The organism is Faecalibacterium sp. (assembly GCF_052358865.1).
GTDB lineage: Bacteria > Bacillota > Clostridia > Oscillospirales > Ruminococcaceae > Faecalibacterium > Faecalibacterium butyricigenerans.
Genome location: NZ_DAWCVJ010000068.1, coordinates 1 through 13,129, shown reverse-complemented (window position 1 = coordinate 13,129; position 13,129 = coordinate 1). Strand labels below are relative to the sequence as shown.

General features: G+C 61.3%; 13 protein-coding genes. 4 read left to right on the top strand and 9 right to left on the bottom strand.

Features of this window, described 5'->3' with window-relative positions; all coding sequences use genetic code 11:
• Positions 1–289: 289 nt before the first annotated feature.
• From ACT8X9_RS10410 to ACT8X9_RS10400, 3 genes are read right to left on the bottom strand one after another with little or no spacing between them, the layout of a single operon-like run.
• Entirely contained in the window at positions 290–1,543 is a 1,254-nt protein-coding gene (locus ACT8X9_RS10410) for an MFS transporter (protein WP_444268921.1), read from the bottom strand.
• A 12-nt stretch (positions 1,544–1,555) separates the two neighbouring features.
• Positions 1,556–2,341: a zinc dependent phospholipase C family protein gene (locus ACT8X9_RS10405; protein WP_249233524.1), complete on the bottom strand. Its 786-nt coding sequence runs from the start codon at positions 2,339–2,341 to the stop codon at positions 1,556–1,558.
• Positions 2,342–2,359: 18 nt separating this feature from the next.
• On the bottom strand, positions 2,360–3,385 hold the full coding sequence (locus tag ACT8X9_RS10400; protein WP_444268920.1) for an NAD(P)H-dependent glycerol-3-phosphate dehydrogenase: 1,026 nt from the start codon (positions 3,383–3,385) through the stop codon (positions 2,360–2,362).
• Between the two features lie 389 nt (positions 3,386–3,774).
• Here ACT8X9_RS10400 and ACT8X9_RS10395 point away from each other — a divergent pair, with 389 nt between their 5' ends.
• From ACT8X9_RS10395 to ACT8X9_RS10385, 3 genes are read left to right on the top strand one after another with little or no spacing between them, the layout of a single operon-like run.
• On the top strand, positions 3,775–4,458 hold the full coding sequence (locus ACT8X9_RS10395; RefSeq protein WP_444268919.1) for an amino acid ABC transporter permease: 684 nt from the start codon (positions 3,775–3,777) through the stop codon (positions 4,456–4,458).
• An 18-nt stretch (positions 4,459–4,476) separates the two neighbouring features.
• Positions 4,477–5,286, top strand: coding sequence for an amino acid ABC transporter ATP-binding protein (locus ACT8X9_RS10390; RefSeq protein WP_444268918.1), 810 nt, complete (start codon positions 4,477–4,479; stop codon positions 5,284–5,286).
• Positions 5,287–5,327: 41 nt separating this feature from the next.
• Complete coding sequence (locus ACT8X9_RS10385) at positions 5,328–6,143, top strand: transporter substrate-binding domain-containing protein (protein ID WP_444268917.1); 816 nt, start codon at positions 5,328–5,330, stop codon at positions 6,141–6,143.
• Positions 6,144–6,184: 41 nt separating this feature from the next.
• On the opposite strand, the gene ACT8X9_RS10380 is transcribed toward ACT8X9_RS10385, so the two are convergent.
• The 3 genes from ACT8X9_RS10380 to ACT8X9_RS10370 all read right to left on the bottom strand — a co-directional run bounded on the left by ACT8X9_RS10380 (position 6,185) and on the right by ACT8X9_RS10370 (position 9,950).
• Positions 6,185–7,417 (bottom strand): glycerate kinase type-2 family protein, encoded by a 1,233-nt coding sequence (locus ACT8X9_RS10380; protein ID WP_444268916.1) that lies wholly within the window; start codon positions 7,415–7,417, stop codon positions 6,185–6,187.
• A 290-nt stretch (positions 7,418–7,707) separates the two neighbouring features.
• A complete protein-coding gene (gene pyrB, locus ACT8X9_RS10375) occupies positions 7,708–8,658 on the bottom strand; it encodes an aspartate carbamoyltransferase (protein WP_444268915.1) in 951 nt (316 codons plus the stop codon).
• Positions 8,649–9,950, bottom strand: a complete 1,302-nt coding sequence (locus ACT8X9_RS10370) for an adenylosuccinate synthase (protein WP_227620459.1) — start codon at positions 9,948–9,950, stop codon at positions 8,649–8,651. The genes pyrB and ACT8X9_RS10370 overlap by 10 nt, the downstream gene beginning before the upstream one ends.
• 197 nt (positions 9,951–10,147) lie before the next feature.
• Between ACT8X9_RS10370 and ACT8X9_RS10365 the strand changes: the two genes are divergently transcribed.
• Entirely contained in the window at positions 10,148–11,059 is a 912-nt protein-coding gene (locus ACT8X9_RS10365) for a LysR family transcriptional regulator (RefSeq protein ID WP_444268914.1), read from the top strand.
• Positions 11,060–11,136: 77 nt separating this feature from the next.
• Here the strand turns inward: ACT8X9_RS10365 and ACT8X9_RS10360 are convergent, their stop codons facing one another.
• The 3 genes from ACT8X9_RS10360 to ACT8X9_RS10350 form a co-directional block, all read right to left on the bottom strand.
• The gene (locus ACT8X9_RS10360) at positions 11,137–11,679 is read right to left on the bottom strand and encodes a TetR/AcrR family transcriptional regulator (protein ID WP_249233532.1); all 543 of its coding nucleotides are present in this window, start codon (positions 11,677–11,679) and stop codon (positions 11,137–11,139) included.
• Between the two features lie 98 nt (positions 11,680–11,777).
• Positions 11,778–12,299 (bottom strand): 3H domain-containing protein, encoded by a 522-nt coding sequence (locus ACT8X9_RS10355; protein ID WP_444268913.1) that lies wholly within the window; start codon positions 12,297–12,299, stop codon positions 11,778–11,780.
• An 18-nt stretch (positions 12,300–12,317) separates the two neighbouring features.
• Positions 12,318–13,129, bottom strand: an 812-nt coding sequence (locus ACT8X9_RS10350; RefSeq protein ID WP_444268912.1) for an alpha-amylase family glycosyl hydrolase, incomplete at its 5' end; no start/stop codon positions are given.

Below are 13,129 nucleotides of genomic sequence, written 5' to 3'. Positions count from 1 at the left end.
GGCTCGGAGCTGGGTAAAACTTACAGCCTCTGTTCTGAATCAATATACCCCCCCCCCCGATTATATTTGTCAAGAGGTTTCAGTATTTTTGTGGCGGCTTTCTGCATAAAAAATCGCCCGGCTTTTCTGCGTTTTCCACAAAATATAGCAGTTTGTGTTTTGAATGCACAAGCACCATCCGCAAGCTGCGTATCGCAACTATGCCGTTTTGATAGGCACTATTTTTGAAAGTCACAATAAAAAGAGAGCTGTACAGGACAGCTCTCTCCGTTTCCGCTTTTTATGAAATTTATGCCGTTTCTCCCTGACGGCAGGACACTCGGAACAGTACGAATCCCACGACGAACAGCACGATGAGGGAGCCGACGCCCACATTGGCGCTGCCGGTCAGCTGGCTCCCCACGCTGACGATCATCGTCCCGAGGAAGGATGCCCCCTTGCCGCAGATGTCGAAAAGCCCGAAGTACTCGCCCGACTTCTCCGGCGGGATGATCTTTGCAAAGTGGGAGCGGCTGAGGGCCTGCACGCCGCCTTGGAACATCCCCACGATGACGGCCAGCACCCAGAACTGCCACTGCCGGGTCAGAAAGAACGCAAACACCGCGATGCCCGCATAGGCCGCGATACAGACCGGGATGAGCTTCGACGAGGGATACTCGTTGGACAGCCGTCCGAAGATGAGGGCCGACGGGAACGCCACGATCTGCGTCACCAGCAGCGCCAGCAGCAGCCCGGTGGTGTCCAGCCCCAGCGCCGTGCCGTAGGCTGTGGCCATGTCGATGATGGTATACACGCCGTCGATGTAGCAGAAGAACGCCAGCAGGAACCAGAACACCTGCTTGTCCTCCGGCAGATGCCGCAGGGTCTGGCCGATGCGGGCAAAGCTCTGGCGTACTGCGTGCTGTTCCACCTCCACATAGTGGAGCTGTCGGTAGCTTTTCAGCAGCGGCAGGGTGGTCACGAGCCACCACACCGCCGTCAGGATAAGCGCGATGTTCAGCGCCGTCATCTGGCTGAGGCCAATGGCCCCCGCCCCCAGCACAAGGCCGAGACAGACCACGAAGGGCACGCAGCTGCCGATGTAGCCCCACGCATAGCCCCGGCTGGACACCTCATCCATCCGCTCCGGCGTGGTCACATCCCCGAGCATGGAGTCATAGAACACCAGACTGCCCGAAAATCCCACCTTCGCAATGACGAAGATGACGAGGAAGGGCAGCCACGCCGACGCCGCGCCCATGGCGCAGCATCCCACGATGCCCACGCCGACGCAGAGCATGAAGATGGGCTTCTTGAAGCCTCTGGTGTCCGCCACCGTGCCGAGGATCGGGCTGAGGATGGCCGTGATGATGGTCACGACCGAGCTTGCATAGCCCCAGTAGGCCAGATACTCCACCGAGGTCAGGCCGCCGCTCTCTGCCAGTGCGTTGAAGAAAATGGGGATAAGGGTCGCCACCATCAGCACAAAGGCCGAGTTTCCCACGTCGTACAGGATCCAGTTCCGTTCCAGCCTCGTCAGGCGAAAATTGCCATTCTTTCCCATCCAGTGCTCCTCTCAGTCTTCCCCGAACGTGTGCTGATATTCCGGCCCCAGCGGCTTTCCTCCGGCATACTCGCCGATGAGCCGCACCGCCAGCGGCACAGCCGTTTTGTACAACTCCTCGAGCTTCCGGCTGCTCTGGACACACTTGGGGTTGGGCTGCGGGTTCGCCACAAGGCCGTGCATGAACTCATACTTTCCAGCGGCGCGCATCCCGGCCAGCACCACCCAGCGTTTGACGGGGTTCGCCGCCTGCAGCATATGGTGCACCGAGATCATCCCCTTCATCGCCGCCAGCGTCTCGTCCACCGTGACGCCCTCATAAAAAGGCGCGACGACCTCCGCCCGCTGGCGGCTGGGCTTGATGTGGCTGGCCGTAAAGAACTTCATGGGGTCATAGCCGTCCTCCCGCAGCAAGGCGTTGTCGAACTCTGTCTCGATCTCACAGTGGCTCACGCCGCTCTCCCGGACATAAGCCTCCACATAGGGGTGACAGGTGCTGTCCAGTGCAAAATGGCAGACGAAGCCCAGCGCGTAGGCCAGCGCAGCGTCCTTATCCGCCGCGTGTTCCACCACGGCCCGGGCGCGGGTGAAAAACACCTCGCCCTTTTCCTCGTGCATGGCATTCCCCAAACGGTTCACCGGGTTCGTCTGCAATGCCTTGTAATAAAACATCAGGTCAGGCCCGTGGAGGCCCATATCGTAGAGTTCCCGGTGCTGCTCCAGCGTCTGGCGCAGCCCGTCCGGAAGCAGGGCCAGAACATCTGCGCCAAAGCGGCGGTGTGCGTAGGTAGAAGGCATGATACCGCCCCTTTTCGTTTATTTTTCGTATTCCTGCGGCAGCTCGTTCTTCAGGCCGCGCTCCATCAGGGACTTGACGGCCTCCGCCGCGCTCATCCCCTTGTTGACGATGGCGTTGACGGTCTGGACGATGGGCATTTCCACCTGATACCGCTCGGCCAGCTCCAGCGCAGCGGGCAGGGCGTTCATGCCCTCCACCACCATGCCCACTTCCTTGACGGCGTGCTCCGGGGTCTCGCCCTTGCCGATAAGGATACCGGCGCGGTTGTTGCGGCTGTGCATACTGGTGGCCGTCACGATGAGGTCGCCGATGCCGGCCAGACCCGCAAAGGTGTGGATGTTGCAGCCCATCGCCACGCCCAGACGGGCGATCTCAGCGATGCCCCGGGTGATGAGGGCGGCGCGGGCGTTGTCGCCGTAGCCGAGGCCGGTGGAGATGCCGACGCCCAGCGCGATGACATTTTTCATAGCGCCGCTCAGCTCCACGCCCTTGATGTCGTCATTGGTGTAGACGCGCATGACGTTGTTGGTAAAGACCTCCTGCACGAAGGCCGCAGCCTCGGCGTCCTTGCTGGCCGACACGATGGTGGTGGGCAGGTCGATGGCCACCTCCTCTGCGTGGGTGGGGCCGGACAGGGCCACAAGGCGGATGTTCTTCGGGCCGCCCTCCCGGCCCAGCTCATCGGCAAGGATTTCCGTCATGGTGTACAGCGTGTCCGGCTCGATGCCCTTGGCTACGTCCACGATGATCTGGCCGTCGGCCACATAGGGCCGGGCCTTTGCTGCCGTGGAGCGGACGAAGACCGACGGCACCGCGAACAGCAGGATGTCCTTGTCCTTGCAGACCTCCTCGATGCTCTTGGTGAACCGCAGCTCCTCCGGGATCTTCATCTGCGGCAGGTTGGGGTGGACGCGGGTCGTCGAAAGATCATCGATCTCCTTCTCGATGGCCGACCAGACCAGCACATCGTTCCCGCTCACCGTCAGCATCCGTGCAAGGGCCATGCCCCAAGTTCCAGCGCCCAGAATACCAATACGTTTCATCACGTTTGTCCTCCGTATCCGCCGCGCTCCCATCTGCCGGGGCGTGCGGCCTGTTCTGCCCGTGCCACCGCACAGGTCTATTCGATTCTATTGTACCCGAAAGCCCCTGCCGCGTCAACTGTTCCGCCGTTGTGCACAAAGTTCATGCATCTTTTTCATTCATTTCATCCATACCATGCAATTTTTCGAAACCATTTGCGTTCCCCCGGGAATCATGCTATAGTATTCTGGTAGGATTTGTAGGATTTTCTGCTCAGGCCCTTGACTGAAAGTATGGTTTAAGGTGTATCATGAGCTTTCCTGCTGTTCCATCGGTTTATCGCATTTTTCAAAAAGTGCGATAAAAAGTCAAACTGCTCTATTTTTCATTTTGAAGAAGGACATCATCCATGCTGGAATCTTTGTTATCCAACCGCATCATCAGCGTGCTCTGGGAGGCCCTGCCCCGCATCCTGTCGGCGGGCCTCACCATGACTATCCCCCTCACCCTCGTCTCGTTCACTCTGGCGATGGTGCTGGCCGTAGCCGTGGCTCTGGTACAGTACGCCCGGGTGCCGGTGCTGAGTCAGCTGGCCCGGTTCTACATCTGGGTCATCCGGGGCACACCGCTTCTGGTGCAGCTCTTCATCATCTTCTATGGCCTGCCCAGCGTGGGCATCATGCTGGACGCCTTTCCGGCGGCGGTCATCGCCTTCGCCTTCAACGAGGGCGCTTACTGTGCCGAGACCATGCGCGGTGCGCTGGAAAGCGTGCCGCAGGGCCAGCTGGAGGCCGGCTGCTGCGTGGGCATGAGCTGGTGGCAGATCATGCACCGCATCGTGCTGCCGCAGGCCCTGCGCACCGCCGTGCCCGCCCTCTCCAACTCCCTCATCGGTATGATCAAGGACACCTCTCTGGCCTCCAACATCACCGTGGCGGAGCTGTTCATGGCCGGCCAGCGGGTCGCGGCCCGCACCTACATCTTCCTGCCCATCTACTGCGAGGTGGCGGTGGTGTATCTGCTGTTCTGTACCGTCATCACCAAGCTGCAGGGGCTGCTGGAGCGCCAGCTCAACGCCCACGGCTTCCAGTAAGAAAGGAGTATGGCTGTTATGGCAATGTTAGAGATCCGCGGCGTCCGCAAATCCTTCCATACATATGCAAAGCCCGGCGTCCATCCCGGCATCTTTGGCCGTGCCCCGAAGCCGGTCAGCAGCCTTGACGTGCTGTGCGGCGTCGATCTGACGGTGGAAAAGGGCGACGTCGTCGCCATCCTCGGCCCCTCCGGCTCCGGCAAGACCACCCTGCTGCGCTGTCTCAACTTCCTCGAGACCGCCGACGCGGGCACCCTCACCTTCGACGGTGAGGCCTTTGATCTTGCCCACGCCGACCGGGCCTCCATCGCACGGCTGCGTCGGAAGACGGCCTTCGTTTTCCAGAACTATAATCTCTTCCGCAACAAGACGGCCCTCCAGAACGTCACCGAGGGCCTCATCGTTGCCCGGAAAATGCCCAAAAACGAGGCCAATGCCATCGGCATGAAGATGCTGGAAAAGGTCGGCCTCGCCGACCGGGCCGACTACTACCCCCGCCAGCTCTCGGGCGGTCAGCAGCAGCGTGTGGCCATCGCCCGCGCCCTCGCCTCCGACCCCGAGATCATCTATTTCGACGAGCCGACCAGCGCCCTCGACCCCGAGCTGACCGGCGAGGTGCTGGCTGTCATGCGGCAGCTGGCGCAGGAGGGGATGACCATGCTGGTCGTCACCCATGAGATGGGCTTTGCCCGCAACGTCTCCTCCCGCACCGTCTTCATGGAGAACGGCGTCGTGGTGGAGGAAGCCCCCTCGCAGGAGTTCTTCGCCCACCCCAAAGAGGCCCGCACCCGCGAGTTCCTGCAAAAGATCTCGCATACCGAAGCCTGAAGCCTCTCCCAAGCTTTTACCACAGAAAGGACTATTATATTATGAAACGCAGAACCTTTATCTCCCTGATGAGCGTCATGGCTGCCGCCGGTGCCCTCTCGCTGGCTGGCTGCTCTTCCAGCAAGTCCGCTTCCTCCGCCGCTGCCAACAAGCTGGAGACCGTCCAGTCCAACGGCAAGCTGGTCGTCGCGCTGGAAGGCGCATGGCAGCCCTGGAGCTTCCACGATGAGAGCGACACCCTCGTCGGCTACGACGTCGAGGTCTCCCGCGCCATCGCCGAAAAGCTGGGCGTCGAGCCGGAGTATGTCGAGAGCGACTGGGACAGCCTCTTCGCCGGTCTGGACGCCGGCCGCTATGACCTCGTCTGCAACGGCGTCGAGGTCACGGAGGAGCGCGCCAAGACCTACGACTTCACCACCCCCTACGGCTACATCCACACCGCCCTCGCCGTCCGCAAGGACAACGAGGACATCAAGAGCTTTGAGGACCTCGCAGGCAAGACCACGGCCAACAGCCCTGCCTCCACCTATATGGAGCTGGCCGAGAGCTACGGCGCTACCGTGCAGGGCATCGACACGCTGGAGGAGACCATCCAGCTGCTGACTGCCGGCCGCATCGACGCCACCCTGAACGCCGACGTCTCCTTCTACGACTACCTGAATGTCCATCCGGACGCCAACTTCAAGCTGGTGGCCCAGACCGAGGAGGCCTCCCATGTCGCCATCCCCGTGCTCAAGAGCGACGACACCTCCTTCCTCGACGCCCTCAACAGCGCCATCGAAGCACTGCGTGCCGACGGCACCCTCAAGGAGCTGAGCGAAAAGTACTTCGGCGAGGACATCTCTTCCGAGAACTGATCCCGGCCCACCGGAGGCACATTACGCGCAGCAGTCTCTCTTTATCCTGTGATCAGTGCCACCGCCACGTCGTTGACGTTTGTTCCGGTGGCCCCGGTGATGATCAGCCCCTCTGCCGCCTGTAAGGCGTGGTAGGCATCGTTATTTTTCAGAGTGTCGAACACGTTCCAGCCCTTTGCAGCCAGAGCGGCGGCGGTATCGCCGTCCACATAGCCGCCAGCGGCATCGGTGGGGCCGTCGGTGCCGTCGCTGCCCACCGAGAAGACCGCCGCGTCCAGCCCGGCAAGAGCCGGAGCCGCCGCAAGGGCGATTTCCTGATTGCGGCCGCCGAGACCCTTCCCGGTCAGGTGCACCACAGTCTCGCCGCCTGCGATAAAGGCCAGCTTCCGGCCCTGCCCCGCGTGGGTGCGGACGATGGAGCCAACGAAGCTGCCTGCCTCCCGGGCCTCGCAGCAGAGCCGGTCGGTGAGGACGACTGGCTCATAGCCCCGCGCCCGGCAGGCACTGGCCGCAGCTGCACACAGTTCCCGGACGCTGCCGGTGATCCGGGTCGTCACGTTGTCGAGCGCTTTCGGCGTTTCCTGTGCCAGAAGCTCTTTCGCCTGTTCCGACAGGTTCAGCCGATACTTTTCCGCGATGGCAAGCGCCTGCGCGCAGGTGGAGGAGTCCGGCACTGCCGGGCCGCTGGCGATCATATCCAGCGGGTCGCCCAGAATATCACTGAGGACGATGCTGAATACGTTTGCCGGAGCGCAGCGCTGTGCGAACCGCCCGCCCTTGACCCCGGAAAGCCGCTTGCGGATGGTGTTCATCTCCACGATGTCGGCCCCGCTGGCAAGGAGCTGATGGGTGATGTCCTGCAATTCCCCGCCGGAGAGCAGCGGCTTTTCAAACAACGCGCTGCCGCCGCCCGAGAGCAGAAACAGTACCGTGTCCTCTGCGGTCAGCCCCTGCACCAGCTCCAGCGCCTTTTCGGTGGCCGCAAAGCCGTTTTCGTCCGGGACGGGATGGCCCGCTTCATAACAGTCCACCCCGGAGATCTGGCCTTTGACGTGGCCATACTTGGTCACGACCACGCCGCCGTCCACCCGGCCCAGTGCTTCCACGGCGGCGCGGGCCATCTGCCATCCGGCCTTGCCCGCTGCCACCAGCATCACCTTGCCGCCCTTGGGCTGAAAGGCGTTCAGTGCACGGCGGACGGCCTCGTCCGGCAGGACAGCGCTCAGGCTGGCCCCGATGATGGCGTCGGCATCCCTTCGCAGCGTTTCGTTCATCCTCATGTCCTCCATTTTTGCGGGGCCCCGCTTCCGGCGCAGGCCCTTTTGCTCTGATTATAGCACGGATCTGCCGGTCTGTGGGGAATTTTTTGCTCCTTCACTTTGCTCCATGGGGCAGCGCCGCCAACTATCATATCGCGCTGGACAGCGGGGTCATTGGCATCGAAACCTGTGCCAAGATCATGGAAAGCCTTGTCTGAACGGTGCTTTCCGGGCCAATAATGTAAAATGCCGCCCACCTGCGTGACAACAGCGCAGGCGGGCGGCATTGTTTTTCCGGTCAGAGCTTATTTCAGCACTTTATTTCCGGTCACCGGGTCGGGGATGCCCAGCAGGGCCAGAATAATGGCCATCCGGATATAAACGCCGTTGTGGACTTGGTCGAAGTAGGCGGCACGAGGGTCGTTGTCCACGTCCAGCTTGATCTCGTCGATGCGGGGCAGCGGGTGCAGCACCGGCATATCCGACGGGGCCAGCTCCAAGAGCTTGGCGTTCAGGGAGTAGCAGCCTTTCAACCGGAGGTAGTCCTCTTCGTTGAAAAAGCGCTCCTGCTGGATGCGGGTCATATAGAGCACGTCCAGGTGCGGCAGCTCGGCTTCGAGGTCTGCCGTCTCCTTGTAGGTCTGATGGAGCGGCGTCAGGGTCTCGTCCTTGACGTACTGGGGGATGCGCAGCTCCTCCGGCGAGATGAACACGAAGCGATTCCCCTCGAACTGGCTGAGGGCTGCGGTCAGGGAGTGGACCGTCCGGCCAAATTTGAGGTCGCCGCAGAAGCCCACCGTCAGGTGATCCAGCCGCCCTTTGCGCTGGCGGATGGTCATCAGGTCGATCATGGTCTGGGAGGGGTGGGCGTGCCCGCCGTCGCCTGCATTGATGACAGGCACCCGTGCATACAGGGACGCCCGGAGCGGCGCGCCCTCTTTCGGGTGGCGCATGGCGATGACATCGGCATAATTGCTCACGACGCGGGCTGTATCTGCCACCGTCTCACCCTTGCTGGCACTGGACAGCTGTGCCCCGGCAAAGCCCAGCGTCTTGCCGCCCAGCCGCAGCATGGCCGACTCGAAGGAAAGCCGGGTGCGGGTGGACGGCTCGTAGAACAGCGTTGCCAGAATGCGCCCATCGCAGAGATGCGCATAGGGCGCGGGGTCTGCCTCCATCCGGTCTGCAAGGTCGAGAAGGGCCAGCTGCTCGTCCAGAGAAAAGCTGTTCGGCTCAATAAAATGTCTCACAGCCATTCTCCTTTCAGCACAAACCTCTCGCGCTCCGCGCCCGTGGAGATGAACTGGATCGCATGGCCCAGCTGCTGTTCGAGGAACTCCACATAGCCCTTCGCTTCCTTGGGCAGGTCATCCCAGCTCTTGCAGCCGGAAATATCCCTGTTCCAGCCGGGCAGCATCGTGACCACCGGCTCCATCCGGTCGAGGTCGGACAGGGTATCGAAGCGGGGGACTTCCACACCATCCAGCTTATAACCGGTGATGACCGGGATCTCCTTCATGCTGCTGAGGACATCCAGCTTGGTGAGGGCAATCTTATCCGCCCCCTGACAGGCCAGACCGTACCGGCTGGCCACGCAATCAAAGGGGCCGACCCGGCGGGGACGGCCTGTGGCCGCACCGTATTCCCCGCCTGCCTTGCGCAGCTTCTCGTTCCAGTCCTCGCCCATGGCGTTCTCAGCGGCAAAAGGACCGGCACCTACGCAGGTGGAATACGCTTTCAGCACGCCCACCACATGGTCGAGGCGGCAGTTGGGGATGCCGGCCCCCAGCGGTGCGTAAGCTGCCAGCGTGTTGGAGCTGGACGTAAACGGGAAGATGCCGTAATCAATATCCCGCATAGCACCCAGCTGGGCTTCCAGCACGATGCGCTTGCCGCTGTCGTGAGCTTCCTGCAAAAAGGCCCCCACATCGCAGATGTACGGTGCAAACTGCTCCGCCTGTGCTCTGCACCAGCTCAGCAGCGCATCGTAGGACATCTTTTCCTGATGGTAGCAGCCCGCCAGCTCCATGTTCTTGGAGTCCAAAATCATGTGCAGACGGTTCTGGGTGCGCTCCTCGTCCAGATGGAGCAGGTCGCCCAAACGCAGGGTCTTTTTGCGGTATTTGTCGCTGTAAGCGTAGGCAATGCCGCGCCGGGTGGAGCCGAAGGCACTGCCCTTTTGGGCAAGGCGGTCTTCTTCCAGCCCGTCCTGCACCTTATGCCACGGCATGGAGATGGTAGCTTTGTCGGAGAGCTTCAGGTTCTTGGGGCTGATCTCCACGCCGCGGGCCTCGATGGCCTGCATCTCGCCTGCAAGATGGTCAAGGTCGATGACCATTCCCGTGCCCAGCACACAGGTGACGTCCGGGTGCAGGATGCCGGAGGGCAGCAGGTTCAGGATGAACTTGCCCTTCTCAGTAACAACGGTATGGCCGGCGTTGTTGCCGCCCTGATAGCGGGCGACCACATCGGCGTTTTCGGCCAGCAGGTCGATGACGCGGCCCTTGCCCTCATCGCCCCAGTTGATTCCAGTAACAGCAGTCAGCATAAACTTCAATTTCCTTCTTTTCACATTTTGCGATGGCCTGCGGCAAAGGCTGTTGCGCCGCCGCAGAACCTCATCCTTCGATTTTCCTCTTGCAATTTCCAGTCGCAATTGCTATTATACGAGCAGAGAAAGAATGTGTAAAAAGTATCCTGTGTATGGCAGCGATGTAATTTTTATATGAAAGGCGGAAAAGCATCATGTATGTGGACTGGGAATATTATAAGATCTTCTATTATGTGGCGAAGTATCAGAACTTTACCAAGGCGGCGCGGGTGCTGGGCAACAACCAGCCCAATATCACCCACTCGATGAACCGGCTGGAAAGCCAGCTGAACTGTGTGCTCTTCATCCGCTCCAACCGGGGCGTCACCCTGACACCGGAAGGCGAGATGCTCTATTCCCGCATTGCGTCGGCGGCGGTGCAGATCCAGGACGCCGAGGAGGAGCTGAGTGCCAGCGCCACGCTGGAACACGGCGCGATCAGCATCAGCGCAACGGAAACGGCGCTGAACATCTATCTGTCCGAAAAACTGCGGGCCTTCCACACCGAATATCCCGGCATCCGGCTGCGCATCTCCAACCACTCCACCCCGCAGGCAGTGCAGGCCGTGAAGAACGGCGAGGTGGACTTTGCCGTCATCTCGACCCCCACAGAGCTTGATCCGGGGCTGAAAATGGTGGATTTGATGCCCTTTTACGAGGTTCTGGTGGGCGGCCGGACCTTCACCGCACTGGCAAGCCAGAACCTGACCCTGAAAGAACTGGTCAACTACCCCCTCATCTCCCTCAGCGACGAGAGCATGACCCGCAGCTTCTACCGGCAGTTCTTCCTTGACCACGATGCCGTCCTCCGGCCCGACACCGAAGCCGCCACCACCGACCAGATGCTGACCCTTGTTAAAAGCGAGCTGGGCCTTGCTTTCGTGCCGGAACCGATGGCAAAAGCTGCGCTGGAACGCGGCGAGCTCGTCCAGCTGCACCTGCAGGAGATCATCCCCCAGCGCAGCATCTGCCTCGTCTACGACCACCACCGCCCGCTGAACACAGCAGCCCGGAAGTTCCAGCAGCTGCTGACCGAGCGCACCGCCCCGCCCAGAACGCAGAAATAACGCAAAAGACCAGAGCTGCAAAGCCTTTTCGGCCGAGCAGCTCTGGTCTTTTTGTCCGGGCTTATCCAGCCCCTCTGCTATAATTCGATCTTCTGTGCCGCCTTGGCGATGGCCCCCAGCAGGGCCACCAGCTTGCTTTCATCCATCCGGCCGCTGTTGTTGGTGAATGCGTAGAAGCAGCCCTGCACGCAGAACGAAAGCAGGATGCCCCGGTTCAGGTCGGCCGCAAAGGTCGGGTCTGCCTCCTCGAACCGCTGGCGCAGGCCCTTTTCGATGCTGTTGGCGAAGATGCCCTGCCGGTTGCCTGAAAACAGGATATTCACGGCCCGCTGGTTCTGCACGAAGGCCTGAAACAGCTCCCTTGTCAGTGCATCGGTCTGATGCAGTGCCTCATCGTCATGGGTGTGGGGCACGCTGGCGAGGATCGACTCGACGAGCTTGTTTTCCAGCGCGTTCGCCAGCGCATAGATGTCCTCATAGTGGGCGTAGAACGTCGATTTGTTGATGCAGGCCAGCGCACACAGGTCCTTTATTTTGATCCGCTCCAGAGGGTTCTTCTCCCGCAGCTCCATGAATGCCTGTTCGATGGCCCGGTCAGTGCGCGCGATACGGATGTCCACAAAATCCACCTCTTCCGTGTTTTAGTTGATTATCCAACGGTTTTCGTCTTTCGTCGATGGACAAGCCCCCGTGGATTTTTTACAATGAAAGCAGTCCCTTATTCCTCTTTTTTATAGAGCAGCCCCTTGGCGTCCAGTGCCGCTTCGATGCGGCGGAATGCCTCCTCCGTAGGGCAGCTCAGGGTGTGCAGGTGCACACCGCCGGTCATCCGGCTCAGCAGGCATTCGGGCGTATCCGCCGCCTGCTGGATAAAATGGTCCACATCGTACCGGCTGGCGAGGTTGAGATTGCCGCGCAGCTCGCCGTAAAGCGGGTTCTCCACGGCCACATCCACCACGACGCCGCCCTGATCCACCACCGTATACAGCTCTTCCCGCATCTGGTCGGCGGTGCTGTGGACACAGGCGAGGATGCCCGTACAGCCCCGTGCCGCCGGGTGGAGCTGATAGCCCCGGGGCGTGGCGTCGATCTGGGTGCCTGCGGCCCGCAGCAGGGCCACATCGCCCACCACGATCTGCCGAGACACTCCCAGCGCACCTGCCAGCACGCTGGCGCTCAGGGGGGCGCTGGCCTCCGTCAGCCGCTCTAAAATCGCTTTTCTGCGCTGCGCAGCATTCATCTTCCGCGTTCCTCCTTTTTACACCAGCTGCAGCAGGGTGGCGTAGTTGGAGGGCAGCTGGACCTTCAGCTTCCCCCACTCCACCTGCGTCAGGATGGGCTGGCTGCCCACGCAGCCGGCCAGCAGATCTTTCACGCCCGCGGCCTCCACCGGCAGCTGGAGCTCCATCGACACCGGGCTGTCGCCGTTGTTGTAGACGGCCACGACGGCCTCGCCGTCCAGCACCCGGGCGTAGGCGTAGCTCTGGGTGGTCAGGGTCAGTTCCTTGACTTCGCCCCAGCTCAGCGCAGGGCACTCGGCCTTCAGCCTGCCCAGTGCAGCGTAGACGCTGGTGACAGGATTCGTCTTTTCGGCGTCGGCATAGTCGGCCAGCTCGAGGCAGGGGCGGAGCGGCCAGTCGCTGCCCCACTCTTTTTTGCCCTCGATCCCAAATTCTGAGCCGTAATAGATGGACGGAATGCCCCAAAGCGTATATACTAGAAGAGCAATATGCCGGATGTGGTCGCGGTTGCGCAGCTTGTTGGGCAGACGCTCCACATCGTGGTTGTCCGAGAAGTTGTAGAGCCGGGTGTCATGGCAGAGGCCCTGCAGCCGCCGCATGGTGTGGGCGATCTCAAAATAGTTGTGGTCGTTGTGGCCGCTCCACAGGCCCTTGTGCAGCTCGTAGTTGGTGACGGAGTGGAGCATCTCGGGGTTGGCCCAGCGGCTGTAGTCCCCATGGATGACCTCGCCCCTCAGCCAGAACTCCGGCTTCACTACGTTGGCAAGGCGGCGCCGTCCCTTCATAAAGTCAAAGTCCAGCACGTCGGCAGCGTCCAGACGGATGCCGT